Source organism: Pseudolactococcus yaeyamensis (assembly GCF_054658615.1).
Genome location: NZ_BAAGGP010000004.1, coordinates 19,829 through 46,806 on the forward strand (window position 1 = coordinate 19,829; position 26,978 = coordinate 46,806).

At 41.4% G+C, this 26,978-nt stretch carries 28 protein-coding genes; 25 read left to right on the forward strand and 3 right to left on the reverse strand.

What is annotated here, in order from left to right; translation table 11 throughout:
• Positions 1-234: 234 nt before the first annotated feature.
• Positions 235-1,029, reverse strand: coding sequence for an alpha/beta fold hydrolase (locus ACYQ21_RS01590; RefSeq protein ID WP_460054446.1), 795 nt, complete (start codon positions 1,027-1,029; stop codon positions 235-237).
• 171 nt (positions 1,030-1,200) lie between these two features.
• On the opposite strand from ACYQ21_RS01590, the gene ACYQ21_RS01595 reads away from it, so the two are divergent.
• Genes ACYQ21_RS01595 through lpdA form a run of 5 tightly spaced genes read left to right on the forward strand, consistent with a single transcriptional unit; the run spans position 1,201 to position 7,020 of the window.
• The gene (locus ACYQ21_RS01595; protein WP_460054449.1) at positions 1,201-2,184 is read left to right on the forward strand and encodes a lipoate--protein ligase; all 984 of its coding nucleotides are present in this window, start codon (positions 1,201-1,203) and stop codon (positions 2,182-2,184) included.
• 20 nt (positions 2,185-2,204) lie between these two features.
• A complete protein-coding gene (locus tag ACYQ21_RS01600) occupies positions 2,205-3,317 on the forward strand; it encodes a thiamine pyrophosphate-dependent enzyme (protein WP_460054451.1) in 1,113 nt (370 codons plus the stop codon).
• Entirely contained in the window at positions 3,318-4,298 is a 981-nt protein-coding gene (locus tag ACYQ21_RS01605) for an alpha-ketoacid dehydrogenase subunit beta (RefSeq protein ID WP_460054452.1), read from the forward strand.
• Positions 4,299-4,313: 15 nt separating this feature from the next.
• Positions 4,314-5,603 carry a dihydrolipoamide acetyltransferase family protein gene (locus ACYQ21_RS01610; protein WP_460054455.1) on the forward strand — a complete coding sequence of 430 codons (1,290 nt, stop codon included), beginning with the start codon at positions 4,314-4,316 and terminating at the stop codon, positions 5,601-5,603.
• Positions 5,604-5,607: 4 nt separating this feature from the next.
• Complete coding sequence (lpdA, locus tag ACYQ21_RS01615; RefSeq protein ID WP_460054456.1) at positions 5,608-7,020, forward strand: dihydrolipoyl dehydrogenase; 1,413 nt, start codon at positions 5,608-5,610, stop codon at positions 7,018-7,020.
• A gap of 291 nt (positions 7,021-7,311) precedes the next feature.
• Here lpdA and ACYQ21_RS01620 read toward each other — a convergent pair whose 3' ends face one another.
• Both ACYQ21_RS01620 and ACYQ21_RS01625 read right to left on the reverse strand, forming a co-directional pair.
• Positions 7,312-8,256 (reverse strand): dihydroorotate oxidase, encoded by a 945-nt coding sequence (locus tag ACYQ21_RS01620; RefSeq protein WP_460054459.1) that lies wholly within the window; start codon positions 8,254-8,256, stop codon positions 7,312-7,314.
• Between the two features lie 125 nt (positions 8,257-8,381).
• Positions 8,382-9,479, reverse strand: a complete 1,098-nt coding sequence (locus ACYQ21_RS01625; RefSeq protein ID WP_460054461.1) for an NAD(P)H-dependent flavin oxidoreductase — start codon at positions 9,477-9,479, stop codon at positions 8,382-8,384.
• 214 nt (positions 9,480-9,693) lie between these two features.
• Between ACYQ21_RS01625 and fabT the strand changes: the two genes are divergently transcribed.
• The 20 genes from fabT to ACYQ21_RS01725 all read left to right on the forward strand — a co-directional run bounded on the left by fabT (position 9,694) and on the right by ACYQ21_RS01725 (position 26,935).
• Complete coding sequence (gene fabT / locus ACYQ21_RS01630) at positions 9,694-10,134, forward strand: fatty acid biosynthesis transcriptional regulator FabT (RefSeq protein ID WP_460054463.1); 441 nt, start codon at positions 9,694-9,696, stop codon at positions 10,132-10,134.
• A complete protein-coding gene (locus ACYQ21_RS01635; protein ID WP_460054465.1) occupies positions 10,131-11,111 on the forward strand; it encodes a beta-ketoacyl-ACP synthase III in 981 nt (326 codons plus the stop codon). Before fabT ends, ACYQ21_RS01635 begins: the two co-directional genes overlap by 4 nt.
• Positions 11,112-11,195: 84 nt before the next feature.
• Positions 11,196-11,423: an acyl carrier protein gene (locus tag ACYQ21_RS01640; RefSeq protein WP_460054468.1), complete on the forward strand. Its 228-nt coding sequence runs from the start codon at positions 11,196-11,198 to the stop codon at positions 11,421-11,423.
• 103 nt (positions 11,424-11,526) lie between these two features.
• On the forward strand, positions 11,527-12,483 hold the full coding sequence (gene fabK, locus ACYQ21_RS01645) for an enoyl-[acyl-carrier-protein] reductase FabK (protein ID WP_460054471.1): 957 nt from the start codon (positions 11,527-11,529) through the stop codon (positions 12,481-12,483).
• Positions 12,484-12,508: 25 nt separating this feature from the next.
• The gene (fabD, locus tag ACYQ21_RS01650) at positions 12,509-13,435 is read left to right on the forward strand and encodes an ACP S-malonyltransferase (protein ID WP_460054474.1); all 927 of its coding nucleotides are present in this window, start codon (positions 12,509-12,511) and stop codon (positions 13,433-13,435) included.
• Positions 13,436-13,438: 3 nt separating this feature from the next.
• A complete protein-coding gene (fabG, locus tag ACYQ21_RS01655; RefSeq protein ID WP_460054475.1) occupies positions 13,439-14,173 on the forward strand; it encodes a 3-oxoacyl-[acyl-carrier-protein] reductase in 735 nt (244 codons plus the stop codon).
• A gap of 87 nt (positions 14,174-14,260) precedes the next feature.
• A complete protein-coding gene (gene fabF / locus ACYQ21_RS01660; RefSeq protein ID WP_460054476.1) occupies positions 14,261-15,508 on the forward strand; it encodes a beta-ketoacyl-ACP synthase II in 1,248 nt (415 codons plus the stop codon).
• An 11-nt stretch (positions 15,509-15,519) separates the two neighbouring features.
• Entirely contained in the window at positions 15,520-15,969 is a 450-nt protein-coding gene (gene accB, locus ACYQ21_RS01665) for an acetyl-CoA carboxylase biotin carboxyl carrier protein (protein ID WP_460054557.1), read from the forward strand.
• Complete coding sequence (gene fabZ, locus ACYQ21_RS01670; protein ID WP_460054479.1) at positions 15,966-16,388, forward strand: 3-hydroxyacyl-ACP dehydratase FabZ; 423 nt, start codon at positions 15,966-15,968, stop codon at positions 16,386-16,388. The genes accB and fabZ overlap by 4 nt, the downstream gene beginning before the upstream one ends.
• An 8-nt stretch (positions 16,389-16,396) precedes the next feature.
• On the forward strand, positions 16,397-16,864 hold the full coding sequence (locus ACYQ21_RS01675; protein ID WP_460054480.1) for a pyridoxamine 5'-phosphate oxidase family protein: 468 nt from the start codon (positions 16,397-16,399) through the stop codon (positions 16,862-16,864).
• A 27-nt stretch (positions 16,865-16,891) separates the two neighbouring features.
• Positions 16,892-18,262 carry an acetyl-CoA carboxylase biotin carboxylase subunit gene (gene accC / locus ACYQ21_RS01680; protein ID WP_460054482.1) on the forward strand — a complete coding sequence of 457 codons (1,371 nt, stop codon included), beginning with the start codon at positions 16,892-16,894 and terminating at the stop codon, positions 18,260-18,262.
• A 9-nt stretch (positions 18,263-18,271) separates the two neighbouring features.
• A complete protein-coding gene (accD, locus tag ACYQ21_RS01685) occupies positions 18,272-19,135 on the forward strand; it encodes an acetyl-CoA carboxylase, carboxyltransferase subunit beta (RefSeq protein ID WP_460054483.1) in 864 nt (287 codons plus the stop codon).
• Position 19,136: 1 nt separating this feature from the next.
• Positions 19,137-19,391 carry a hypothetical protein gene (locus ACYQ21_RS01690; RefSeq protein WP_460054486.1) on the forward strand — a complete coding sequence of 85 codons (255 nt, stop codon included), beginning with the start codon at positions 19,137-19,139 and terminating at the stop codon, positions 19,389-19,391.
• A gap of 129 nt (positions 19,392-19,520) precedes the next feature.
• Positions 19,521-19,895: a hypothetical protein gene (locus ACYQ21_RS01695; protein WP_460054488.1), complete on the forward strand. Its 375-nt coding sequence runs from the start codon at positions 19,521-19,523 to the stop codon at positions 19,893-19,895.
• A gap of 47 nt (positions 19,896-19,942) precedes the next feature.
• Positions 19,943-20,701, forward strand: a complete 759-nt coding sequence (locus ACYQ21_RS01700) for an acetyl-CoA carboxylase carboxyl transferase subunit alpha (RefSeq protein ID WP_460054489.1) — start codon at positions 19,943-19,945, stop codon at positions 20,699-20,701.
• A gap of 49 nt (positions 20,702-20,750) precedes the next feature.
• Complete coding sequence (locus ACYQ21_RS01705; protein WP_460054491.1) at positions 20,751-21,779, forward strand: endonuclease/exonuclease/phosphatase family protein; 1,029 nt, start codon at positions 20,751-20,753, stop codon at positions 21,777-21,779.
• A 9-nt stretch (positions 21,780-21,788) separates the two neighbouring features.
• Positions 21,789-23,390, forward strand: coding sequence for an NAD(P)/FAD-dependent oxidoreductase (locus ACYQ21_RS01710; RefSeq protein ID WP_460054492.1), 1,602 nt, complete (start codon positions 21,789-21,791; stop codon positions 23,388-23,390).
• 141 nt (positions 23,391-23,531) lie between these two features.
• Positions 23,532-24,575: a DNA cytosine methyltransferase gene (locus tag ACYQ21_RS01715; protein ID WP_460054493.1), complete on the forward strand. Its 1,044-nt coding sequence runs from the start codon at positions 23,532-23,534 to the stop codon at positions 24,573-24,575.
• Positions 24,565-25,944 carry a protein NO VEIN domain-containing protein gene (locus ACYQ21_RS01720; protein ID WP_460054495.1) on the forward strand — a complete coding sequence of 460 codons (1,380 nt, stop codon included), beginning with the start codon at positions 24,565-24,567 and terminating at the stop codon, positions 25,942-25,944. Before ACYQ21_RS01715 ends, ACYQ21_RS01720 begins: the two co-directional genes overlap by 11 nt.
• Positions 25,937-26,935 (forward strand): DNA cytosine methyltransferase, encoded by a 999-nt coding sequence (locus ACYQ21_RS01725; protein WP_460054498.1) that lies wholly within the window; start codon positions 25,937-25,939, stop codon positions 26,933-26,935. Before ACYQ21_RS01720 ends, ACYQ21_RS01725 begins: the two co-directional genes overlap by 8 nt.
• Positions 26,936-26,978 lie beyond the last annotated feature (43 nt).

Sequence of the window (26,978 nt, forward strand, 5' to 3'; positions counted from 1 at the left end):
AATCCAAAGTTATTGTCAAGTCATTGATGTCATCTAGACACCTCATCACTTAAATTCAAAACAGTTAATCAAGTAGCTAGGGAGCACTGAAATTGTGATGGAAAGAAACGTTAACTTTTGAATGCGAACACACGAAAATAATTGCCTGCAAGTCAATTATACTATAATTATGTGATATTAGATGTTTTCTAAGCAGTCATGTCATCATGGCTGTTTTTTGTGTTTTAATAAACCTTAAAAGTCACTGCCACCATTTTCCTGCAAGAAGGTCAAGAGGACGTGATTCGTTTCATCTGGGCTTTCAGCGTAAGGTAAGTGGCCTGCACCTTTAGCTAGAAAACTTTGCGCGTGCTTAGCAGTTTCGACGTAATAAGCCATTAATTGCGTTGGGAAAAGTGGCGATAGCTCGCCTGAAATAAATAAAATCGGGCGTGTGGTTTGCTTGAGCACGTCTCGGTAATCCTTAGTTAGTAGGTCAAGCAATAAAGGCTCGGTTTGCTCAAATTTAAAGACTTGATTGCCTCGCATCATCTTGCGCAATAAATCTGTGTCGATTTTCTTTTTAATCAATGAGAGACTCGCCAAAGTCGTATTGGCCTCAGTAAGTGTCTGCCAAGTCAAGCCGGTCATACCCAGCTGCCAGTCTGGAGTATTGATAGGTTTAGGACTGCTATCAATAAAGGTCACGCTATCAACGTGCTCGTCGCCAAATAAACTGATGTACTCAAAAGCAACCCCACACCCCATGGAATGACTGATGATGTGATAGCTTGCCAGTTGCAGCAAATCAACCATTTCTTTGATGTCTTTGGCAAGGCGACTGATCCGCAGCCCAGACATTACAGCCGCATTTTTGCCGTGACCACGTTTATCCAGATGTAGACAACGAAAGCCATTTTGACTGAAAAAATCAGTCTGGGCCGACCAACTGTATTCATGCCCTGAATAGCCCGCGATAAAAATAATCGGCGTCCCCTCGCCAATACTTGAAAATTCAAAGGTTACTTCATCACTTGTGGTAAAATTCAATTCGATTTCCGCCTTATTTTTTCTTGTCCCTCTATTATAAACAAAAAGTTTGTGTAATTTCCAGTCAAATTAGTTGAAAAATGATTGAAAACAATGAATAATAGAAGATGGAAAGCGATTTCAATTTATCGGTATGGTTATATTTGAAATCAAAAAAAGGGGGATTAGTTAATGCGATATTTCATAAATAAAAACAGGACTGCACCATTCAATATCGCGATGGACGAATGGTTGCTGACTCATTTAAAACCTGAGGCACCTGTTTTTTCTTTATGGCAAAATAATAATGCAGTCATCGTTGGCAAACATCAAAATACCTATGAAGAAGTCAACGAAGCCGTTGTCAAAGAAAAAGACATCGAAGTCATTCGCCGTGTTACAGGCGGAGGTGCTGTTTATCATGATTTGGGGAATTTAAATTTCACCTTTATCATTCCGGTTGCACGGCCAGAAGATGTGGATTGGAAAGTATTCGTTCAACCGGTTGTAGATGCCCTTCACAAATTAGGCATTCCAGTCGAGATTACCGGTCGTAACGACTTGGTCTTAGACGGTAAAAAAATCAGCGGCAATGCGCAACGTTATCAAGACGGTTACTTAATGCATCATGGCACACTCATGTTTGATGTGGATGTTGAAACCATGGTGCGTGTCTTGAATGTGAGCGATGAAAAATTCATTTCGAAAGCTGTTAAAAGTGTTAGAAGTCGTGTCGGCAGTATCAAACAATACGCGCCAGACTTAACATTAGAAGATTTTCAAGCAGCATTGACAGATGAATTGAGCCGCAATGGTCAAGACCAACCGATTCAATTAACTGAAACACAATTAAACGAAATCAAAACGCTAGAAAAAGAAAAATTCTCAACTTGGGAATGGAACTACGGTGAGAGTCCTGCTTTTAACTACCATGCACATGAAAAATTTGCAGGTGGTATCTTAGACATTAAAGCAGACATTGTTCAAGGAATGATTCAAGATATTCACTTTGGCGGTGATTTCTTGGGTGTAGAAGATATCGAGAGATTGATTCCACAACTTATCGGTTTACCATTTGAAGAAGCAACCATTCGAGATATTTTGGTTCAAAATCAAGATAAGAAATACTTTGGTACGATTTCAAATGACGAAGTGCTGTCACTCATTACCGATTGACAATTTAAAGGAGGCAAAATATGACAAGTCAAGCATTAGATATTTTAAATTTTGAACAACAATTGCAAGTACAAGATGATAGCTTTAAAGAACTAAGCGTCTTGGATAAGGACGGCAACATCATCGACCAAGCTGGCTTTGAAGCAGCTGAATTATCAGATGACAAATTGGTTGAACTCATGAAACGCATGATGAAACAATTGGTTCTCAATGAACGCAGTGTCAAACTAGCTAAACAAGGTCGTCTAGGCTTTGTGGCGCCAACACGCGGGCAAGAAGCCAGTCAAACAGCGACAAGTTTCGCCTTTAATGATGCGGATTACTTGATGCCAGGTTACCGTGATATTCCCCAAATGATTCATAAAGGTTTTCCGATTTACAAAGCCTTTCTCTGGAGCCGTGGTCATCACGAAGGAAACTTGATGGAGGGGGTTAACACTTGGTTCCCACAAATCATCATCGGCGCCCAGTTCGTGGAGGCAGCGGGTATTGGTCTTGGCATGAAAAAACGCCAACTGGACGCTTGTGCCTATACCTATACAGGTGACGGTGGTTCATCACAAGGCGACACCTACGAGGGCATGAATATTGCGGGTGCTTTTAAAGCAAATGCTGTTTTCATCATTCAAAATAATGGCTATGCCATTTCAACACCACGTAAAGTGCAAACAGCAGCAACACACTTAGCCTCTAAAGGCTGGAGTGCAGGGCTGCCAAGTATCGTCGTTGACGGCATGGATGCCATTGCCTGCTACCTTGCGGCTAAAAAAGCGCGTGAATGGACAGTCGCTGGCAATGGTCCTGTTCTGATTGAAACGATGACAGACCGTCTTGAGCCACATTCGATGAGTGGGGATGATCCTTTGCGTTACCGGACAAAAGAATCTATCGAAGAATGGCAAAAACTTGAGCCACTCATCCGCATGCGTATTTTTCTAGAAAACAAAAATCTCTGGAACGAAGCGATTGAATCAGACTACAAAGAAGAAGTGAATGCAGAAATTGACGACGCTGTGAAAAAAGCGGATAACGTTCAAAAACAAAAAGTGTCAGAATTTATCGCAACTACTTTTGAGCAACCCGGTTTTGTACAAGCAGAACAAATCGAAAAATTCAGAGAGGCGGGCAAATAAATGGCAGTCAAAACTTATATCGCAGCGATTACAGAAGCGTTAGACTTAGCACTTGAACACGATGAAAATGTCCTCATTTTCGGCGAAGACGTCGGTAAAAATGGTGGTGTTTTCCGAGCAACCGATGGTTTAAATCAAAAGTATGGAGACGAACGTGTCTTTGACACACCCTTGGCTGAAAGTGCCATCGGTGGTTTGGCTATTGGTTTGACAACACAAAACTTCCGCCCAATTATGGAAATCCAATTCTTCGGTTTCATTTTCGAAGTCATGGATTCACTCTCAGGTCAAATGGCACGAAATCGTTTCCGTTTCCACGGTACTCGTGAGTTTCCAATTGTTGTCCGTGCGCCTTATGGTGGTGGCACACATACACCAGAAATGCACGCGGATAACTTGGAAGGCTTGATGGCGCAAACACCAGGCTTACGTGTTGTCATGCCAAGTAACCCAGCAGATGCGAAAGGTCTCTTGCTATCAGCGATTGAATCTAATGACCCAGTCGTTTACCTAGAAAACCTCAAACTTTATCGTTCAATCAAAGGCGAAGTGCCAGAGGGCTATTACACAACACCTTTAGATAAAGCAGCAGTTGCTAAAGAAGGTGAAGACATCTCCATTATTACCTATGGTGGTTTGGTACCAGTTTGTTTGAAAGCAGCGGAAATGCTTGAAAAAGAAGGGATTAATGCTGAAGTTATCGACTTGCGGACAGTAAGCCCGTTGGACATCGAAACAATCGGCAAATCAGTTGAGAAAACTGGCCGTGTTGTTGTGGCGCAAGAAGCACAACGTCAAGCGGGGATTGGCAGTGCTGTGATGGCAGAAATTTCTGAGCGTTTCATCATGAGCTTAGAAGCGCCAATCGGTCGCATTTCAGCACCAGACAGTGTGTATCCATTCGGTGCAGCTGAAAATGACTGGTTGCCACAAGTTGATGATGTGATTAACTCAGTTAAGACTGTTTTATCTTACGAGTAAAAAGGGAGTAGTAAAATGACAGAAATTTTTCGGATGCCAGACGTTGGCGAGGGCATGCACGAAGGGGAGATTGCTAGCTGGTTAGTAAAAGTTGGCGATACGATTAAGGTAGATGATGCCATAGCAGAAATTCAAAATGATAAATTGCTACAAGAAATTTTGTCACCTTACAGTGGTAAAATTACGAAATTATTCGTTGAAGCGGGAACAGTCGTTGAAGTTGGCGCACCGCTGATTGAATTTGATGGCGATGGCTCTGGTTCCGTTGCAGGGGATGCAGCACCGGCACCAGCAGCAAGCGAACCCGTAGCAGAAGTAGCACCAGCTGTACCTGCCCCAATTGCGGCAATCAACGAAGCAGTTGTTCAAGAAGCAGCAGCGCCAGTTGAAGGCAAGACAGCACCAGTCATTGCGGGTAAAGTCCGTGCCATGCCAACAGTTCGTCGTTTTGCACGTCAAAATAATATTGATTTGACTACCGTTGCGGCAACAGGTCGTCACGGCAACTTGACTTTAGATGATGTGAAGAATGCCTTGAACGGTACTGGTGCACCTATTGCGCCAGTCGAATCTGAAGCAGCACCAGCCAGCGCACCAGCTGAAAAAGCAGGTCGCGTGCCAATGACGCCAATCAGAAAAGCGATTGCGCGTAACATGACAAGTCAAAAACAAAATGTGCCACACGTGACCTTGTTTGAGCAAGTTGAAGTCTCTAAATTGATGGCACACCGTGCGACATTTAAAGATGTGGCTTTGCAACAAGATGTTAAATTGACTTACATGGCCTATGTTGCCAAAGCTTTGGCATCATTAGTGAAACGTTTCCCTGATTTGAATGCCCATGTAGACATGGCGCAATCAGAAATCGTTTACCCAGAGGGTATCCATGTTGGGATTGCAGTTGACACACCAAACGGTTTGTTTGTACCAGTTGTTAAACATGCGGATCAAAAATCAATCCTTGCCATTGCCAAAGAAATCGCAGAATTGGCAGAACGTGCGCATGACGGCAAATTAACACCAGACGTCGCATCAGGTTCAACGATTACCATTTCAAACATCGGTAGCGCAAGAGGGAACTGGTTTACCCCTGTTATCAATGTTAATGAAGCAGCAATCCTAGGCTTGGGTACCATTGCCAAAGAGCCAATCGTTAATGAAGAAGGCGAAATCGTCGTTGGCAACATGATGAAATTATCCTTGTCATTCGACCACCGTCTCATCGACGGTATGTTGGCACAAAATGCCATGAATGACTTGAACAAAATGCTGCATGATCCAGCATATATGCTGATGGAGGTTTAATGAAATGGTTGTAGGAAGTCAAGCAACAAGTGTTGAAACAATCGTTATCGGAAGTGGACCTGGCGGCTATGTCGCAGCCATTCGGGCTGCTGAATTGGGGCAGAAAGTGACGATTATTGAACGTGATGCCATTGGCGGTGTCTGTCTCAATATCGGCTGTATTCCATCTAAAGCGCTGATTAATGCCGGTCACGCTTATTATAGCCAGAATCATCAAACCGATAGCATCATGGGTGTGCAATCTAAAGGCGCCACTTTGGACTGGGCAGCAACACAAAAATGGAAAAATGAAAAAGTTGTCAATACTTTAACAGGTGGTGTTGCCATGCTTTTGAAAAAACATAAAATTGACATTATCCGTGGCGAAGCCCGTTTCAATGACAATCAAGTCGTGAATGTCATTTCAGAAGATGATAGTCATCTTTTGGAATTTGAAAAATGTATCATCGCGACAGGTAGTCGTCCGATTGAAATTCCGGGCTTTGCTTTTAAAGGGCGCGTGGTCAACTCGACTGGTGCGCTTAGCTTGCCTGAAGTACCAAAACACCTCGTTGTCATCGGTGGGGGTGTCATCGGTAGTGAGTTAGCAGGTGCTTATGCCAACCTTGGTTCAAAAGTAACGATTTTAGAAGGTTTACCACATATCTTAAATGGTTTTGATAAAGAAATGTATAGCTTTGTTGTTGACGACTTTAAAGAAAAAGGTGTTGAAATCATTACCAATGCTAAAGCAAAAGCAGCGCTTCAAGATGACAGCTCTGTGAAAATCACTTACGAAGTTGACGGTCAAGAAGTTGAAATTGAAGCAGACTACTGTCTCGTTTCAGTCGGCAGAAAACCCAATACAGATGAACTTGGTTTGAATACAACTGACGTTAAATTGACAGATCGTGGACAAATCATGGTTAATGACCGTCAACAAACAAGCGTACCGCACATTTATGCCATCGGTGATATCGTTGAAGGCCCAATGCTTGCGCACAAAGCTAGCTATGAAGCTAAAGTCGCTGCAGCAAACGTTGCTGGCGAAGATATGAGAAACTGTGCGATTTCAATTCCTGCAGTTGCTTACTGTGATCCAGAATTGGCGACAATGGGTGAAACCATTGATACAGCTAAGGAGAAAAACTTAGACTTCATGGTCAGCAAATTCCCATTTGCAGCTAATGGTCGTGCCATTACGATGAATGCGACGAAAGGCTTTATCCGAATTTTGAGTGATAAAGCAACACGCGTCGTAATTGGCGCTCAAATCGCTGGCCCCGGTGCCAGTGACTTGATTAGTGAGTTTGCCCTTGCCATTGAAAATGGTCTGACAACAGAAGACATCTCAATGACCGTCCACCCTCATCCAACACTTGGGGAGGCAATTATGGACACGAGTGAGCTGGCTGACGGTGTGCCAATTCATATTTAATCTATAGAAGAAAATAGCTCTGAAACGTAAAGTTCAGACAAAATAAAATAAGGCTGGGACAAAAGTCCTCAGTCTTATTTTATTTTTGAAAGAATACCAATTTTCCGCAAAATCAACGATTTTTTACCAATTTGGCATTGTTTCCCCAAAATATTTGATTACTCATATTACTTGATAAGTTATCATAAAATAAAAAAATAGGCTATGAATGACTCCAACTCATACGGAAAGCCATTCATAACCTATTTTTTGGAGGATGTTTATCTAAGCCCCCAAGTTATTTTATAATACTTAATCCAAAGTTCCAAGTTTCCCTTTAAATTCAGCAATCGACGCATAGCCTTTCGCTTCTAAAATATCTAACAATTCCTTATTTAAACGGTCAAAAACCCCAAGGCCTTCTTTTTCAAGCTGCGTCCCAACTTGGAGCATAGAGGTCCCACAAAGCAAATGTTCATAGGCATCACGCCCAGTCAATATGCCACCAGTTCCGATGATTTCGATGCTTGGATTTAAGCGTTGTTTCAAAGCACGTACATTGGCAAGAGCAGTTGGTTTGACATATTCGCCACCGATACCACCAAAGCCACCTTTAGGTTTAATGACCACTGTATCAGTGGCTTCATCAATATACAAGCCATTACCGATAGAATTGATACAATTGACAAATTTAAGGTCAAACTGATTGAGGACAGCCGCAATTTTATCAAAGTGCATGATGTCAAAATAAGGCGGTAATTTCACCCCAAAAGGTTTGGTGTAGAAGGCAAAGATTTCAGTCAAAAGTCTATCCGTATCTTCAAAATCATAAGCCATTTGTGGCTTACCGGGGACATTAGGACAAGACAAATTCAACTCGACCAGTCCAGTATAGTCACTCTCTTGAATTTTGCGCATGTTGGCCACGTATTCATCGAAGCCTTGATAAGAGGCTACGCTCATCACAAAAGGTTGGTCTGGATGACTGGCTTGACGCTTAATCGCATCATCAAGATAGTAATCCAAGCCTAGATTTGGCAATCCCATTGAATTGATACTACCGAGGTCAACATTGACATAGCGTGGCTCAGGGTTACCCTCGCGCGCCTCTGCCGTCGCAGACTTGGTCACAAAGGAACCCGCTGCTGAGTTTGCGAGCGCATCGAGTTCTGTCGTCGTCATACAATGCACGCCTGAAGCGTTCATAAACGGATTGGCATAAGTGTGACCGTAGAAAGTGGCTTGTAAAGTTGGCATGAGTATCTCCATCTATTCTTCTATAATTTTGTGTAGATTAGTGTTGTTCTTATTTTAGCAAATTTTCAGGCTTTAGACAAAGGGCAAAGAAGACAAGTCTGCGAACAAACTTGTCGGGTTATCATTTACACAGCAATCTCATCAAAAATCGCTTTAACCGTCGTGATTTCATTAATCCGGTAACCGTTAGTTCCAGAGAAAATCAAGCCCATGTCCGTGTTATGCTCGACAGAATTGAGCAAAGCTTCACTAATACAGTAAGGAATTGTCTTGCGGTCACACAGCTTGTGCTGCAAGCAATTCAAACAGCCAGCAATCGGAATAATCGGCGTTTTAGGCGCTTCTTGCGCCTTGTAGGCCGCAACATTTTTGGTAATGGTTTCAGTGAATTGATTATCGATAGCTCGACCCGGTAAGCCGACAGGAGATGTTGTCAAATGAATATCATCTTCGGTAGCTTTTAAGAAACGGTCTTTAAAGTCATCTGGTGCATCACATTCCTGAGTTCCAATGAAACGCGTTGCCATTTGAACACCAGAACACCCAAGCCCCATATAATGGTCAATGTCTGAACGATCCCAAACCCCACCAGCGAAAATCACAGGGATTTTCATATCAAATTTTTCTTCGTATTCTTTAACGTGTGCGATGATTTTAACAACCTCGTCGTCCATGCCGAGAATCGCTTCGTCAATTTGATCCGCTTTAAAACCGAGGTGACCGCCAGCTTTAGGGCCTTCAATCACGACAAAGTCAGCCGTTCTGTTATATTTTTTAGCCCAATTTCGTAAGATGAGTTTGGCAGCCTTAACAGATGAGACAATCGGTGCAATCTTTGTTTTAGCATCACCAACCAAGTCAGGTAAGTTCATTGGTAAACCAGCGCCAGAGATAATCACATCAGCACCAGCCTCAACTGTCGCTCTGACAATATCATCATAACGAAAACTCGCCACCATGACGTTGAAACCAAGAATCCCACCTTTAGCAAAGCTACGTGCTTTATCCAATTGTTTTTTGATGGTTTGCAGGTTAGTTCTAACAGAAGCGCGTTGAAATTTGTCTTCTTGGAAACCAATTTGAGCAGTTGACAAGATACCAATCCCGCCCTCAGCAGCAACAGTTCCTGCCAATCTATTTAGGGAAATACCGATCCCCATACCACCTTGAATGACAGGGATTTTCGCTGTCAAGTCGCCTATTTTAAGTTCTGGTAGTTTCATTATTCTTCCTCTTATAGATATAATCATCATTATATTTTTTCATGGTTTCGATAACTAGATAATCTAAACCATATAACTTATTTTAACAAAACTTGCTTGATTGTCAAACTATTTATTCAAAAAAAATTTATCTTGACAGTCAAAACATATCCTGATATAATTTGATAGTCAAACAACTTGACAATCAAAACGATATTCGTGAAAGGGACTATGGTTGGTGGTAGATTATACAAAAATAAATAAATATCTCACTCATATTTTCAACAATGTTTTGATTATTGAGGAGGCAACCTTACGGACATCTCGTTTCTCAGATGTGTCTATTAAGGAGATGCATACGATTGACAGCATTGGTGAAGCTAAGATGACGACACCAAGTGATATTGCTAAAGATTTGATGTTGACGGTAGGCACGGTTACCGTGTCGCTTAATCGACTGGAGAAGAAAGGTTATGTTAAGCGTTACCGCAGTGAACATGATCGGCGTGTGGTCAATGTGTCCTTATCTGGTCGCGGTCGCTTGCTCTATCGCTTGCATCGTAAGTTTCACCGTGAAATGGTCAAACGCTTTGTTGCAGACCTACCAGATGATGCCGTGAAAATTTTACAAACAGGTCTGGAAAATCTTCACACATTTTTGGAGGAAATTAAATGACTTTTGCCAAAGTAACGGCAACTGCACACTATGCACCGAAGCAAGTCGTGACAAATGATGATTTAAGCCACATCATGGCAACGTCTGATGAATGGATTGTATCCCGAACAGGGATTCGACAACGCCATATCGTTCAAGATGAAAATACATCCGATTTAGCCGCTAATGTTGCGCAACAATTGCTTGAAAAAGCATCACTAGCATCCGAAGACCTTGACTTTATCATCGTCGCAACAGTTTCACCTGATGGTAATATGCCTAGTACTGCTAGCCTTGTTCAGGCTAAAATAGGGGCAATTAAAGCCTTTGCTTTTGATTTAACAGCAGCATGTAGTGGTTTTGTCTATGCCTTATCGGTTGCTGACAAGTTGATTGCGAGTGGTGCTTATCGTAATGGCATTGTCATCGGTGCTGAAGTCTTGTCAAAAGTCGTCGACTGGTCAGACCGTTCGACAAGCGTTTTGTTCGGTGATGGTGCAGGAGGTGTTTTACTCCAAGCATCATCAGATACGCCGTTAATTTTAGCAGAGTCTTTGAAATCTGACGGTAATCGTGGTATGAGTTTGACTAGTAATCTAACACATGCTAACTCACCATTTTCAAAATCAGAGTCAGAAGATGACTTGTTTTTGAAAATGGATGGTCGTGCGATTTTTGATTTTGCCGTCCGAGATGTGCCTAAAAATATTTTAGAAAGTCTTGAAAAAGCCGAATTAAATCCAGATGATATTGATTATCTACTTTTACATCAGGCTAATTCAAGAATCTTAGATAAAATGGCACGCAAAATCAAAACTGAGCGTTGTAAATTCTTGCAAAATATGCAGGAATACGGTAACACAAGTGCAGCCAGTATTCCAATTCTTTTATCTGAAGCGGTTGATGCTGGTACCATTAAATTAGGCAGCTCACAAAAACTTGTTTTAACTGGTTTTGGTGGTGGCTTGACATGGGGCACACTTGTTGTTAAAATTTAGGTAATCTTATTGCAAGGGTGACGTTCGCTTAGGCGTGACGTTTCCCATCGCTCATTAATAATATAGAAAATTGGAGATTTAATCATGGCAGTATTTGAAAAAGTTCAAGAAATTATCGTTGAAGAACTCGGTAAAGACGCAAGCGAAATCACGCTTGAAACATCATTTGAATCACTTGATGCTGATTCACTTGACATCTTCCAAATCATCAACGAAATTGAAGATGAATACGATATCGCAATCGAAACTGAAGATGGCCTTAACACTGTTGGTGACTTGGTCAAATTCGTAGAGGCTAAAATCGCTGAATAATCCATAAAAATTCTGAGAGCGTGTCACACGTTCTCAAAATTTTTATCCCTATAGTTTGATTATCAAACTACTTTGAAAACTAAGAACAAATACAAATAATAAGATGAAAACTAAAATTACTGAACTATTGAATATTGACTATCCAATCTTCCAAGGTGGTATGGCTTGGATCGCGGATGGCGACTTAGCTGGTGCTGTTTCAAAAGCAGGTGGCTTTGGCATCATCGGTGGTGGCAATGCCCCTAAAGATGTGGTCAAAGGTCATATCCAACGTATCCGAGAAATTACGGACAAACCATTTGCCGTGAATATTATGTTGCACTCGCCTTTTGTGGATGACATTGTAGACCTAGTCATCGAAGAAGGCGTTAAAGTCGTGACAACTGGCGCAGGCTCTCCTAAAAAATACATGGAGCGCTTCAAAGCAGCAGGCATGATTGTCATTCCTGTCGTAGCAAGCGTCGCTCAAGCCAAATCAATGTCACGGATTGGCGTAGATGCCATTGTCGCTGAAGGTATGGAAGCAGGTGGTCATATCGGTCAATTAACGACGATGACGCTTGTTCGTCAGGTCTCTGACGCTGTTGATTTGCCTGTTATTGCGGCAGGTGGTATCGCTGACGGAAAAGGGATGGCAGCAGGCTTTATGTTGGGGGCTGAGGCAGTCCAAGTCGGTACACGTTTTATCGTAGCCAAAGAGTCAAATGCCCACCAAAACTATAAAGATAAAGTTTTGAAAGCCAAAGATATTTCGACGGTCGTTTCGGCTAGTCATTTTGGTCATGCCGTTCGCGCCATTAAAAATCAGTTGACAAAAGACTTTGATGCAGCAGAAATGGCCGCCTTCAAACAAGTCAACCCTGATTTGAGTGTCTTTGAAGAAATGGGCGCTGGAAAATTACCAGCCTCGGTGATTCATGGAGACGTTGACAATGGGTCAGTCATGGCAGGTCAAATCGCCGGTCTTATTCGTAAAGAAGAAACCGTTGAAGAAATTATTTTGGACTTGTACAATGGCTTCCAAGCAGAAATTAAAGCGGCTGCGAAATGGTTGGATTAAAATATAGTATTTATTGGAGACTAGCATGACAAAAACGGGGCTTTTATTTGCGGGACAAGGTGCCCAAAAATTAGGTATGGCACGCGATTTATATGACAATTTTGATAGTGTCAAAGCAACTTATGATGAAGCGTCTGAAATTCTTGGCTACGATTTACGTGAGCTGATTGATGCCGATGCCGACAAATTAGGTGAAACCAAATATACACAGCCAGCGATTTTGACGACCTCTGTCGCCATTTTACGCTTACTAGAAGCGCACCATATCGCTTATGATGTGGTTGCAGGCCTTTCCTTGGGTGAGTATTCAGCACTTGTCGCAAGTGGCAGCTTACCATTTGCCGACGCCGTGAAACTTATCGCAAAACGCGGTCAGTACATGGCAGAAGCAGCACCGACAGGTTCGGGTAAAATGGTTGCAGTCATGAATACAGCGGCTGACGTGATTGAGACGGCTTGTCAACAAGCCTCAGTCAAGAGTAAGGGGATTGTGAGTCCTGCTAACTACAACACGCCGGGACAAATCGTCATCGGTGGCGAAGTCGCAGCGGTTGATGCAGCGGTAGAACTCTTAACAGCTGCAGGTGTGAAACGGATGATTCCTCTGAAGGTTTCAGGTCCTTTCCATACAGCCTTGCTTCAACCAACATCTGAAAAACTCGCAGTTGCACTTGAAACAGTGGCCTTCAAACCTTTTGACAAACCATTGATTTCTAACACAACGGCACAAGTTATGGCTTTTGAGGATATCAAAACACTGCTGACGCGTCAAGTCATGGAACCCGTTAAGTTTTACGAGTCTGTTGAAACGATGATTAACATGGGCGTGACAGACTTTATCGAAATCGGACCAGGTAAAATTTTATCAGGTTTTGTGAAGAAAATTGATAAGACAGTCGGTATTACACATATCGAAGATTTAGCAACATTACAGGCAATTTTGGAGAAATAAATAGTGGAAATTACAAATAAAAATGTCTTTATCACAGGCTCAACACGTGGGATTGGTCTTGCTATCGCCCACCACTTTGCCGCACATGGTGCAAATCTCGTGCTCAACGGTCGTTCTGAGATTTCTTCAGAACTGATTGGCGAATTTGACCAGTATGATGTGCAAGTTGTCGGTGTTTCTGGCGATGTCAGTGAGGCTGAAGATGCGAAACGCATGATTCAAGAAGCGACAGAGGCACTTGGTAGTGTTGATGTCTTGATTAATAATGCAGGTATCACAGCAGATAAATTGATGTTAAAAATGACAGCAGATGATTTTGAGCGCGTGCTTAAAATTAACCTGACGGGGGCTTTTAACATGACACAGGCTGTCTTGAAACCAATGACAAAAGCACGCCAAGGTGCGATTATCAATATGACCTCTGTTGTTGGTTTAATTGGTAATATCGGACAAGCCAACTACGCTGCCTCAAAAGCAGGGTTAATTGGCCTGACCAAATCCGTTGCGCGCGAAGTCGCAAGCCGTAATATTCGGGTCAATGCCATTGCCCCAGGTTTTATCGAAAGTGATATGACCGCTGTCTTATCTGATAAAGTGAAAGATGCGATGAAAGCACAAATTCCGATGAAACGTTTTGGTAGTGTAGAGGAAATCGCAACGGCTGCTTTGTTTGTCGCGACGCAAGAATACATCACAGGTCAAACCATTGCCATTGACGGTGGCATGGTTATGCAATAAATTTAAGCATAAAAAGGGCTTTGGAATACGGCTATTTAATACCCGCATCCGGAGTGCTTATCTACATATAAATGAGGAGTAAGTCACATGACAAATCGTGTCGTTATTACAGGTTATGGCATTACATCGCCGATTGGTAACACCCCAGAAGCATTTTGGGCAAATCTTGAAGCTGGTAACAGCGGAATTGATACCATCAAAAAATTTGATGCGACAGCGACTGGGATTAGCGTTGCTGGCGAGGTTAAAGATTTTCCTTTTGATAAATACTTCGTGCACAAAGATAAAAAACGCATGGATACTTTTAGTCTCTATGCTATTTATACAGCACTTGAAGCCTTGCATATGGCTGGCATTGAACCAGAAGATACAACCTTTAACCATGATCGTTTTGGTGCGATTATCGGGTCTGGTATCGGTGGTTTACCAGTCATTCAAGAACAGGGTGCGCGTCTTGCGACACGTGGTCCAAAACGTGTGGCACCACTTTTCGTCCCACTTTCAATCGCGAATATGGCGACAGGTAATGTGGCCTTGCGCGTCAAAGCAAATGGTGTGAGCCGTTCAGAAGTGACAGCCTGCGCAGCAGGTACAAACGCCATTGGTTCGGCTTTCCGTGAAATCAAACATGGTTATGCGGATATCATGCTAGCGGGTGGTACTGAGGCAGCGATTTGTGAATTTGGTGTCGCTGGTTTTGCAAACTTGACAGCCTTGACAACTGAAACAGACCCTAAACGTGCCTCAATTCCTTTTGACAAAGACCGTTCTGGCTTTGTATTGGGTGAAGGTTCTGGTATTTTGGTACTTGAAAGTTTAGAACACGCACAGGCGCGCGGCGCTAATATCTTGGCTGAAATTGTGGGTTATGGCTCAACAAATGATGCGCACCATATGACGACACCACTTCCTGACGGTTCTGGTGCTGCTAAAGCCATGCAACTTGCGCTTGATGAAGCAGGTATCCAACCAAGTGAAGTCGGCTACATCAATGCACATGGGACATCAACGCAAGCTAATGAAAAAGGCGAAGCACTTGCCATTCATACGGTCTTCGGTGATGATGAAAATGTTTTGGTTTCGTCAACTAAAGCCTTGACAGGTCACGCCCTTGGTGGCGCTGGCGGTATCGAAGCCGTTGCGACCCTACAAGCCATCCTCAACCAATACGCACCAGTTAACGCTGGTACGACTGAATTGGATGACAATACATCAGTTATCAATGTCGTCTTGGGTCAAGGGAAAAAACACGACATCAAATATGCCATCTCAAACTCACTCGGTTTCGGTGGTCATAATGCCGTTATTGCCCTTAAAAAATGGGAGGGTGAATAACACATATGTCGATTCAAATTAATGAAGTTAAAGATTTAATCAGCCAATTTGATGGCTCATCTTTACGTGAATTTTCTTACGCAACTAATGAGTTTACCTTGGCATTTTCTAAGAATAATGGTACAGCACCTCTTGTTGCAACAGAAGTGATGGCAACTCAGAGCGCTGAAGTGCCTGTACCTGTAGCCGTTTCAGCACCTGAAGCATCATCTGCTACCATTGCCGAAGGCGATGTCGTAACAAGTCCTTTAGTGGGTGTGGCTTATCTTAAGCCGGCACCTGACAAATCGGACTTTGTCGCTGTCGGAGACACAGTTAAAAAAGGTCAGACTTTGCTGATTATTGAGGCGATGAAAGTCATGAATGAGATTCCTGCGCCGCGTGATGGTGTCGTGACTGAAATTTTGGTTCAAGCTGAGGCCATGGTCGAGTACGGAGAGGAACTGGTACGCATCAAATGATTGATATTAATCAGATTAAAGAAGCCTTGCCACATCGTTATCCGATGTTATTGGTTGACCGCGTGATTGAGCACTCTGATGACGAGATTACGGCGCTTAAAAATGTGACCATTAATGAACCTTTTTTCAACGGTCATTTTCCTGACTATCCAGTTATGCCGGGTGTCCTGATTATGGAGGCCTTGGCACAAGCTGCTGGTGTTTTGGAATTGTCTAAACCTGAAAACAAGGGTAAATTGGTCTTTTACGCCGGCATGGATGGTGTGAAATTCAAGAAACAAGTGGTCCCAGGAGATCAGTTGATTTTGAATGCTAAATTCATCAAACGCCGTGGACCAATCGCAGTTGTCGAAGCAAAAGCAACGGTTGACGGTAAGTTGGCAGCTAAAGGCACTTTGACCTTCGCAATTGGAGAGTAAAGAGTAAGATGGGTAATTTCCAAGACTATTACGCTAAGGTCATGACACACATTGCTAAAAAAGGTGTCGGTGTCCTTGCGACTGCTAATCAAAATGTGCCGATGACAAGAATGGTTAGTTGTGTTGTTTATGACGACAAAATTGCCTTTCAAACGAGTAAGAAACTTGAAAAATATGTTCAGATTGAAAATAATTCAGCTGTTGCTTTGAATTTTATTAATATTAACATTCAAGGCAAGGCGCAAATTCAGTCTGGGCAAGTGTTGACACATGAAAAATTTCGTGCTCTATTTCAAGAAAAACATCAAGGGTCATTTGATGCCTATTCACATATGGCATCAAATCGTGTCGTTGAAATTTCACCTGAAACTATTGTCCTATGGGAATATGAAGCGGGTGAACCTTTTCGTATTTTTTTGGATGTTGCGCACCAAACTTTTCGTAAGGCACACTACGACCATTCAAACACTGATTAAATCAGCCATAATAAAAAGAGAAATGATATGTTTAAAAAAATATTAATCGCCAATCGTGGTGAAATTGCGGTACGGATTATCCGTGCGGCACGCGAATTAGGTATTCAAACTGTCGCTGTTTATTCTGAGGCTGACCGTGAAGCCTTGCATACTCTGTTAGCAGATGAAGCGGTTTGTATTGGTTCTGCTAAAGCGGCCGATTCTTATCTTAATATGCACCAGATTATTTCGGCTGCCGTGACTTTACAAGCAGAAGCTATTCATCCGGGCTTTGGCTTTTTGAGTGAAAACTCAAAATTTGCCAATCTTTGTGAAGAAGTTGGCGTTAAATTTATCGGGCCATCTGCTCAAGTCATGGATACAATGGGCGATAAAATCAATGCGCGTGCGCAAATGATTGCTGCCAATGTGCCAGTCATTCCAGGTTCTGATGGTGAAGTTTATGATGCTACGCAAGCCCTTGAAGTCGCACAAAAAATTGGCTATCCGGTGATGCTTAAAGCATCTGCTGGTGGTGGTGGTAAAGGGATTCGTAAAGTTAATTCGCAAGAAGAATTACTACCGAACTTTTCATCTGCTCAAGCTGAAGCCCAAGCTGCTTTTGGCAATGGTGCTATGTATATGGAGCGCGTGATTTATCCTGCACGCCATATCGAGGTTCAAATTTTAGCTGATGAGCAAGGTCATGTTGTCCATTTGGGTGAGCGAGATTGCTCATTGCAACGTAACAACCAAAAAGTGCTTGAAGAAGCACCGTCAATTGCAATTGGCCATACCTTACGTGACAAAATTGGTGCTGCGGCAGTGGCTGCTGCCAAACACGTAGGTTATGAAAATGCTGGGACGATTGAATTCTTATTAGATGAATCAACTGGCGAGTTCTATTTCATGGAAATGAATACACGGATTCAGGTAGAGCACCCAGTTACTGAATTTGTGACCAATGTTGATATCGTTAAGAACCAAATCAAGATTGCAGCAGGTGAAGTACTTGATATCACGCAAGAGGACATCAAAATCACAGGTCACGCCATTGAGTGTCGGATTAACGCTGAAAATCCTAAGTTCAATTTTGCGCCAAGTCCGGGTAAAATTACGGACTTGTATTTGCCCTCTGGTGGCGTTGGCTTACGGGTTGACTCTGCCATGTATCAAGGCTATACGATTCCACCATATTATGATAGCATGATTGCGAAAATCATTGTTCATGGCGAGAACCGTTTCGAAGCCTTGATGAAAATGCAACGTGCGCTTTTTGAGCTTGAAGTTGAAGGCGTTAAGACCAATGCTGAATTCCAACTCGATTTGATTTCTGACCGTCATGTCATTGCAGGTGATTACGACACAGCTTTTCTGGGTGAAACATTTTTACCTAATTACTTAAAAAAAGAGGATTGATAGAAGACTATGGCTTTATTTAAGAAAAAAAGTAAATACATTCGCATCAATCCTAACCGATCGCGTCTTAATGAGCAGAATAGTACACCAGAAGTACCAGATGAACTTTTCGCCAAATGTCCGAGTTGTAAGCACATGATTTATACTAAGGATTTAGGACAAGAGAAAGTTTGCCCGTTTTGTTGCTATAATTTTAGAATTTCAGCTCAGGAACGCTTGAACCTTGTCGTTGATGCAGAGACATTTTCTGAATTGTTTATAGGCATTGAAACGACTGACCCACTTAATTTTCCGGGTTATCTGGATAAATTAGCAGCTGTTAAAGCTAAAACAGAACTTGATGAAGCTGTCTTGACTGGTACTGCCATGATTAAAGATCAAAAAATAGCTCTTGCCATCATGGATGCCAACTTTATCATGGCATCGATGGGCATGGTTGTTGGTGAGAAAATTACTCGCTTGTTTGAATACGCGACAACTGAAAAATTACCCGTTGTCATTTTTGCAGCCTCTGGTGGCGCGCGCATGCAAGAGGGGATTTTGAGCCTGATGCAAATGGCTAAAATATCTGCAGCCGTTAAGCGCCATTCTAATGCGGGCTTGTTATACCTGACAGTCTTGACTGACCCCACAACGGGTGGTGTGACGGCATCTTTTGCCATGCTAGGGGATATTATCTTAGCTGAGCCACAGACGCTTATTGGTTTTGCTGGTCGACGTGTGATTGAGCAAACGGTGCGCGAAAATTTACCAGATGATTTCCAAAAGGCTGAATTTTTGCAATCCCATGGGTTTGTTGATAAGATTGTCAAACGCACAGAACTGGCGACGACAATCGGTCAGATTTTGAAATGGCATACTAAAGGGAATTGAGATGACTGAAGAAGTGAAAGTGCCCACTTTGGCAGTATGGAAAATGAGTGTTGGTGCAAGTGTGGTTGGGTTTATATTGAACCGAATTATGATTAAATTGACGATATTTCATTGGCAAATAAACCTCATTGTAAGCATTGTTTTTTCAATTATTTATGCCTTGTGGATCTTTCCTTCTTTATTTAGTGATAAGCCAGTCTTTCGTGTTTCTAAAGTGATTTCGTTTTTGAATTTTGGGTTTGGAATACTAGCTTGACGCAAGGAGAAAAAGGTATTTCAAATATCATTTATGTCATATTGATGCTCGTGCTTGCTTTACTAGAGGTTTCGGTATGATTTAACAAGAGCGTGTAAAATGGTAATTGACTTATATGGAGAATAGGGAATGAATGAAGAAGTGAAAGCGCCCGCCTTGACAGTATGGAAAACGAATATTCCTCTGAGTGTCATTGGTGTTGTCTTAAACAGAGTTGTTAGTAGAATGCCTTTATTTTTCTGGCAGTTATACCTAATTGTAATGTTAGCGATGCTAGTTTTTTCAATTATCTATGCGCTATGGATTTTCCCCTCTTTATTTCGGGACAAACCGGTATTACGTGATAATCAAATTATTTCGTTTTTCAATTGTTTTGTTGGTGGTATTATTTTTGGTTTGATTTGGAATTGGAGTCTGACAAAAGGTCAAAAAGGTATTTCAAATTTTGTTTTTCTTGGTTTAACGGTGCTTATGTTTGTTCTCAGTTTTTTCAATATCATTTAGCAGAACTTAAGTAAGGTAGAACAATTCATGAAAGGAATGGATTTAAAATGACTGATAGTGCAAATAAAATTGTCCAGTTAGCTCGAAGTCAAGATCGTTTGACGACGCTTGACTATGCGACACAGATTTTCGATGACTTTATTGAATTTCACGGTGACCGCAATTTCAGAGATGACGGGGCTATCCTTGGCGGCATTGCCAGTCTTGCTGGACGCCCTGTCACCATTGTCGGGATTCAAAAGGGCAAGAGTTTGCAGGATAATCTTGATCGGAATTTCGGTCAACCGCATCCGGAAGGTTATCGCAAGGCTTTGCGCTTGATGAAGCAGGCTGAAAAATTTGGTCGGCCAGTCATCACTTTTATTAATACGGCAGGTGCCTTTCCCGGATCTGGCGCAGAAGAACGTGGTCAGGGCGAAGCGATTGCGCGCAATTTGCTAGAGATGAGTGATCTTAAAGTGCCGATTATTGCTATTATCAATGGCGAGGGTGGCTCTGGTGGGGCGCTGGCTTTGGCAGTTGCGGATCGTGTTTGGATGTTAGAAAACGCCATGTATAGCATTTTGTCGCCAGAAGGTTTTGCAACGATTCTCTGGAAAGATTCATCACGTGCGCCTGAGGCGGCTGAGCTTTTGAAGATTACCTCTAAAGATTTGCTTGACAACGGTGTGATTGACAAGGTTATTCCAGAAGAGAACACCATTGACATCTTGAAAGCAGCTTTAATCACAGAACTCGATAGCTTGTTTAATTTGACAACTGACGAGCTGGTTGAAGCCCGCTATCAACGATTTAGAAAATATTAAAAAAAGCGCGAATTTAGCGTTTTTTTGATACAATAAAGAGATGAGAAACATGATAAAAATTATTTTAGGCTTGCTTATGCTACTGATTTTAATCGTCGGTAGCTACATTGCTTATGTCTATCTGCAATATAATCGCCTACCTGACAAGCAGACCTTGCCCATTAAAAAAGCGCAACACGCAAAACATATTTTGGCTAATCAGCCCTACAAAATCATGACCTTTAACATTGGTTATGGTGCTTATCCCGCTGATTATACCTTTTTCATGGACGGTGGTAAGGAAGTCCGTGCACGCTCAAAGGCAGATGTCCTAGCAAATTTGACAGAGGATAATCGGCTGTTGACGACTGAAAATCCAGACTTTATCAATCTGCAAGAAGTGGACTACGAGGGCGACCGTTCCTTTAAAGTCAATCAACCTGACTTTTTCACTGAGAAAAATCCAGATTATGATAGTAGTTTTGCTAATAATTATCATTCAGCCTATTTGTTTTACCCTGTTACCCAGCCGATTGGCAAGGCCAAGTCAGGTCTGCTGACCTTATCCAAAGGTCAGATAATGGAAGCTACACGTTATCGCCTACCGATAGAGACGAATTTCAATAAATTTTTCGACCTTGACCGTGCCTTTAGTGTCAATGAAGTGGCTGTGCAAAATGGCAAGAAACTTTTTATCTATAATGTCCATTTATCAGCTTTTATCAAAGATGAAGTCATTCAATCTGGGCAGTTGACCAAGCTTTTCGATAACATGAAAGCACACGCGGATGCGGGAGATTATGTCATCTGCGGTGGGGACTATAACCATGTCTTATCGGGCAAGGCACATCCCGAGCTGACTTGGATGAAACCTTTTCCGACGGATAAATTGTCCAAAAATATGCGGGTTGTTGCACCGACAAATGCGCCTTCAGTCCGCAGCAATGGGACAGCTTATGGCGACCATTCCACATTGGGCGTGATTGATGGCTTTCTGGTATCGGAAAATATCAAGAGCTTGAACATCAAAACCACTCAAAATGACTTTAAATCAAGTGACCACAATCCAGTGGTCATGACTTTCGAATTAAGCAAATAACGGAGACCTATGCTAAGAATTACACAAATCAAAATTTCAATCCATGACGAGCTGTCAGCGGTTAAAAATCAAGTGGCTAAAAAATTGAAAATTCGCCCGACTGACATTTTGGATTTTAGAATTTACAAGGAATCGATTGATGCTAGAAAACGTGGCGAAATCAACTTTATCTATACGGTAGATGTAAAGCTCAAAGACGAAAGCAAATTTTTGACCGGCAAGTATAAAAATGTGGCACCCTCACCGGATTTGACTTACAAAAATCCCAAAATTGGGACTAAGAAAATGTCACACCGACCAGTCGTTATCGGTTTTGGACCGGCTGGTATGTATGCTGCACTCCTCCTTGCGCAAATGGGCTACAAGCCACTCGTTCTGGAACGCGGCGAAGCCGTCGATGACCGTGTTAAATCCATAGACGCATTTTGGACCAAAGGAGAGTTGAATCCTCAGTCGAACGTGCAGTTTGGCGAGGGTGGCGCAGGGACGTTTTCGGATGGGAAGTTGACCAGCCGTGTCAAAGATTTGCGTGGTCGCAAGGTGCTGACGGAGTTCGTCAATGCTGGCGCGCCGGAGGAGATTCTCTACAAGGCGCATCCGCATGTTGGAACGGATTTGTTGCGTGATATCGTGAAAAATATCCGCAAGGAGATTATCGCGCTGGGTGGCGAGGTGCGGTTTAATACGCAGGTTAAAAATTTCAAGATTTCGGACGGTCAGCTGCAAGGCTTGGTTCTGACGACGGGGGAAGAAATTTTGGCTGAACAGGCGATTTTGGCGATTGGGCATAGCGCGCGCGATACGTTTAGTGAGCTCTATGCAGATGGCGTGAAGATGACGGCTAAACCCTTTGCGGTTGGTGTTCGCGTGGAGCACCCGCAAGAAGTCGTCAATCGCGCCCAGTATAAAGAATTCGCTGGGCATCCCAGACTTGGCGCTGCGGAATATCGCTTGACCTACAAGGCCAGCAACGGTCGAGGCGTTTATACTTTTTGCATGTGTCCAGGTGGTCTTGTCGTCGCATCAGCATCTGAGGCAGGCCACCTCGTGACCAATGGTATGAGTGAACACGCAAGGAATCAAAACAATGCCAATAGCGGGCTTTTAGTCCAAGTCTTCCCGGAAGATTTTGGTAGCGATCATCCTCTGGCAGGCATTGCCTTCCAAAGAGAGTTAGAGCAGAAAGCCTTCGAGTTAGGCGGTAGCACCTATCAAGCACCAGCCCAATTAGTCGGGGATTTCCTTAAGAAACAACCATCAACTGCAATGGCAAGTGTCACACCAAGCTATTCTTTAGGCGTTAAGCCAACGGATTTGTCAGCCTTATTCCCAGATTATATTACAGATGCCTTGAGAGAAGCTCTGACAGGATTGGATAAGAAACTCCACGGCTTTGCCATGGCAGATGCCGTAATGACAGGCGTTGAATCACGCTCGTCATCACCGTTGCGAATTAATCGAGATGAAGACAGTTTCCAATCTGTCTCAACTAAAGGTATTTATCCAAGTGGTGAAGGTGCAGGCTTTGCAGGTGGGATTGTTTCAGCTGCCATTGACGGCTTGAAATGTGCTGAGGCTTTGATTGGTGAGTATGAGGGTTTTGAGGGGTGAGTTAAAAAATTGGAAGAATCATTTTTTTGATACTCATAGATATTACAATTTATGATTTAAGATGTTCAAGGAAATAATAATAATATATTTTGATATAATAATATGTACGAAAAAAGTTAACTGATTGGAAGTAATAACTGTATGAATAATAGAGTCTTAGATCTATTTTGTGGATGCGGGGGCTTATCCTCTGGATTTGAACAAGTAGGATTTGAAATCGTTGCTGGTATAGATAGTTGGAAAGATGCACTAAATACTTTTGAAAAAAATCATTCAAATTCCCTAGCTATAGAGTTAGATTTAGGTAATTTTTCACCTGAACAAATTGAAGAAAAAGCGGGAAATAATTTCGATGTAATCATCGGTGGCCCTCCTTGTCAAGGTTTTTCAATTTCTGGAAAAAGAAATCCAGATGATTCAAGAAATAAATTATATCAAGGATTTGTTTCTGCAGTAGAGTATTTTAGACCTAAGGTCTTTTTAATGGAAAATGTTCCAAATTTATTGGCAATGGCGAATGGGCTAGTTAAAGATACTATAATTGAAGAATTTTCAGCTATAGGGTATAATGTTCAATACCAAGTTTTACTTGCTAGCGACTATGGAGTACCTCAAAATAGAAAACGTGTCTTTTTTGTTGGAACTCAAAAAGGTATTAAAAATTTTGTATACCCAGTAAAAACAAGTATCACCTCTCCAGTCACCAGTCTTGAAGCAATTTCAGACTTACCAGAAATTTCACTCAAAAATGGTTCTCTTTATCCTTATGAACCACAGTCTGAATATCAAAAGAGTATTCGAAAATCATCTTTGGGTGTCTATAATCATGTAATAACTGCACACACTGAACGAACTCAACGGATTATATCTCTAGTTCCTGATGGTGGCAACTATAAAAGTCTTCCTATCGAACTACAACAGACCAGAAAAGTTAACATTGCTTGGACAAGAATAGATAGCAGCAAACCTAGTATGACAATTGACACTGGACATAACCATCACTTCCACTATAAATTTAATCGTGTTCCGACTGTAAGAGAGTCTGCTCGTCTTCAATCATTTCCGGATACATTCATTTTTTACGGTGGTAAAACTAGCCAGTTAAAGCAAGTAGGAAATGCTGTTCCGCCCTTATTAGCTAAGAGTTTAGCTGGTGAAGTAAAGAGGTGTTTAGATGACTTATAATTCTGAAAATCAATATCGCTGTACAATCATTCGTGGAAAAGCAATAAATTCATTAGACGACCTGTTACCTGCATATGCACAGATAATCAATGAAATAGCTCCTATCGAAAAGGATGTATTTAAAGTTCAATTTAATGAACGATTAAAAAGAGTTCTTACAATTAATTCTAAAAAAACTTTAGATAATCATCGTACAGAGATTGCCGGAAAGCTTTTTGGTTTATTTTACAATAAGAACGGAGTTATTTATTTTTCTGATAGGGGTAAAAAATTTTTAGAAGATGGAGACCAACCTTCTTTTTTCAAAGAAATGTGCTTTAAATTACAATTTCCAAATGGTATGGATAAACTTCAAACATTACAAAGAAATGTAGAGAACAAAATCAAAATTCGTCCGCTATGTTTTGTTGTGAAAGTTCTACTAGAAGCAAACGAGCGGAAAGTTGTATTAACTCAGAATGAAATTGGATACTATATCCTTAATAACCTGGATGTCTTACAAGGTATTGCTACATCAACAGAAGTTATAGATACAATTATTTGTGATAGATTTAATGCTATAAGTAAAAGACTAGAATCTGGAAGTAGATTTACGCAACATATTAGGGAACAGCTTAATTATCTTGAACTTGCAAACTTAATAAAACGAAGCGGTGGGGATATTTATCCAAATCTTTTGGAAAAGAACCTCCTCTTAAAATTCAGTGAATATTCAATGATTCTTGGTGTCGATCCTTACAAATATAATCTTTCAGATTCTGATTCTAAAATTAAGTTTTACCATGATTGGGATATATTTTATCAATCACTTACACCTAATGATATTGATTTTACAACAACTATAAGTGCTTTAGAGTATAAAATTCCAACAAATGATTCTTCTGTATTCAATTATCTCCGAAAGTTAACTACTATTGAGTTGGGAGATGAGGGAGAAAAGCTTGTATATCAATATGAACTTGATCGGGTCAGCGAGTTTAACAAACGATTAACAAATAAAATCCATATGTTCGGAAAAACTAAGGGACTTGGATACGACATTCAATCAATTTTTGCAAACGAATCAGATAGTCCTGAGTTCGTAAAATATATAGAAGTAAAATCTACTAAACGAGTAACAAAGCCTAACATTGAAGACAATGAGTGGCAAGATATATTAAATATTACTCGTAACGAATGGGTTGCTGCTCAACAGTGGGGAAAATCGTATGAAATATACAGAGTATATTTCACCCAAGATGGTCCAATGATGATTATAATTAAAAATCCATTCAAAAAATTCAAAGAAGAAAGCATTTCAGTTTTTCCAGTAAATTATCGACTTGAATTTAATGGTTTAGCAATAGATGATAGGAGAGAGTTTGAATAAGAAGTATAAAGCAATATCACTTTTTGCTGGAGGTGGGGGTGGAGACCTCGGATTTAGAGGCGGTTTTAAATATTTAGGTAAAAACTATAAAAAAAATAATATTGAATTCACTCATATTTCTGATATAAACAAATTTGCAGTTGAGACATTAAGAGAAAACTTTGGACCTCTCGCTCAAAATATTGATATTAAAGAACTGGACTTAACAGGGTACAAAGCTGATATCATTTTAGGGGGATTTCCTTGTCAATCATTTAGCACAGTTAATCCTACTAAAGATCCTTATGATGACCGCGCTCAATTATATAAACAGATGTTAAGACTAGTTGAACAGGTAAAACCTAAAGTAGTCATTGGGGAAAATGTCAAGGGCTTAGCACTGTTACAAAAAGGTGAGATTTTAAAAAAAATAGTTAAAGAATTTGAAGCACTAGGTTATCGTGTACAATACACCATACTAAATGCAGCTGATTATGGTGTACCACAAAAAAGACATCGGTTATTTATTGTTGGTGTTCGGAATGATGTTGAAACGGAGTTTGTATTTCCAGAAGCAACTCACTCTGAAGGTGGGCTCTTTGGAAAGCCTTGGATTCCGTTGTCAAAAGTTATAGATGAGTTAGCAATAGACGATAAAAAATACTACTTTAGCGAACGTGCAGTTCAAGGACTTAAAAATGCCAAGAATAATATGAAGCGTGGATTAGCTCAGGACTTAAACGAACCTAGCTTGACATTAACTTCGCATTTAGCAAAAGTAAGTCTGAATTCAAGAGACCCTGTTTTACTCGTTGATAAAGAAAAGGAACTTTATAGAAGATTTACAGTACGCGAAGCAGCGAGAATACAGTCTTTTCCGGATAATTTCAAGTTTCCAGTTAGTGATCATCAAGCATACATACAGATTGGAAATGCAATTCCACCTGTTTTAATGTGGTATATGTCTCAACAGGCTCTCAAAGTTTTAGATAGTGAAAAGAGCCTGAGATAAAATTCAAATTCTAGCCTAAATGCAACAATATAAAAATCGCGTG

Excerpts from the sequence above, each read along its gene's own strand:
- ACYQ21_RS01595 (WP_460054449.1), top strand. The coding sequence starts at position 1,201 with ATGCGATATTTCATAAATAAAAACAGGACTGCACCATTCAATATCGCG.
- ACYQ21_RS01600 (WP_460054451.1), top strand. The coding sequence starts at position 2,205 with ATGACAAGTCAAGCATTAGATATTTTAAATTTTGAACAACAATTGCAA.
- ACYQ21_RS01605 (WP_460054452.1), top strand. The coding sequence starts at position 3,318 with ATGGCAGTCAAAACTTATATCGCAGCGATTACAGAAGCGTTAGACTTA.
- ACYQ21_RS01610 (WP_460054455.1), top strand. The coding sequence starts at position 4,314 with ATGACAGAAATTTTTCGGATGCCAGACGTTGGCGAGGGCATGCACGAA.
- lpdA (WP_460054456.1), top strand. The coding sequence starts at position 5,608 with ATGGTTGTAGGAAGTCAAGCAACAAGTGTTGAAACAATCGTTATCGGA.
- ACYQ21_RS01620 (WP_460054459.1), bottom strand. The coding sequence starts at position 8,256 with ATGCCAACTTTACAAGCCACTTTCTACGGTCACACTTATGCCAATCCG.
- ACYQ21_RS01625 (WP_460054461.1), bottom strand. The coding sequence starts at position 9,479 with ATGAAACTACCAGAACTTAAAATAGGCGACTTGACAGCGAAAATCCCT.
- ACYQ21_RS01635 (WP_460054465.1), top strand. The coding sequence starts at position 10,131 with ATGACTTTTGCCAAAGTAACGGCAACTGCACACTATGCACCGAAGCAA.
- ACYQ21_RS01640 (WP_460054468.1), top strand. The coding sequence starts at position 11,196 with ATGGCAGTATTTGAAAAAGTTCAAGAAATTATCGTTGAAGAACTCGGT.
- fabK (WP_460054471.1), top strand. The coding sequence starts at position 11,527 with ATGAAAACTAAAATTACTGAACTATTGAATATTGACTATCCAATCTTC.
- fabD (WP_460054474.1), top strand. The coding sequence starts at position 12,509 with ATGACAAAAACGGGGCTTTTATTTGCGGGACAAGGTGCCCAAAAATTA.
- fabF (WP_460054476.1), top strand. The coding sequence starts at position 14,261 with ATGACAAATCGTGTCGTTATTACAGGTTATGGCATTACATCGCCGATT.
- fabZ (WP_460054479.1), top strand. The coding sequence starts at position 15,966 with ATGATTGATATTAATCAGATTAAAGAAGCCTTGCCACATCGTTATCCG.
- ACYQ21_RS01675 (WP_460054480.1), top strand. The coding sequence starts at position 16,397 with ATGGGTAATTTCCAAGACTATTACGCTAAGGTCATGACACACATTGCT.
- accC (WP_460054482.1), top strand. The coding sequence starts at position 16,892 with ATGTTTAAAAAAATATTAATCGCCAATCGTGGTGAAATTGCGGTACGG.
- accD (WP_460054483.1), top strand. The coding sequence starts at position 18,272 with ATGGCTTTATTTAAGAAAAAAAGTAAATACATTCGCATCAATCCTAAC.
- ACYQ21_RS01690 (WP_460054486.1), top strand. The coding sequence starts at position 19,137 with ATGACTGAAGAAGTGAAAGTGCCCACTTTGGCAGTATGGAAAATGAGT.
- ACYQ21_RS01695 (WP_460054488.1), top strand. The coding sequence starts at position 19,521 with ATGAATGAAGAAGTGAAAGCGCCCGCCTTGACAGTATGGAAAACGAAT.
- ACYQ21_RS01700 (WP_460054489.1), top strand. The coding sequence starts at position 19,943 with ATGACTGATAGTGCAAATAAAATTGTCCAGTTAGCTCGAAGTCAAGAT.
- ACYQ21_RS01705 (WP_460054491.1), top strand. The coding sequence starts at position 20,751 with ATGATAAAAATTATTTTAGGCTTGCTTATGCTACTGATTTTAATCGTC.
- ACYQ21_RS01710 (WP_460054492.1), top strand. The coding sequence starts at position 21,789 with ATGCTAAGAATTACACAAATCAAAATTTCAATCCATGACGAGCTGTCA.
- ACYQ21_RS01715 (WP_460054493.1), top strand. The coding sequence starts at position 23,532 with ATGAATAATAGAGTCTTAGATCTATTTTGTGGATGCGGGGGCTTATCC.
- ACYQ21_RS01720 (WP_460054495.1), top strand. The coding sequence starts at position 24,565 with ATGACTTATAATTCTGAAAATCAATATCGCTGTACAATCATTCGTGGA.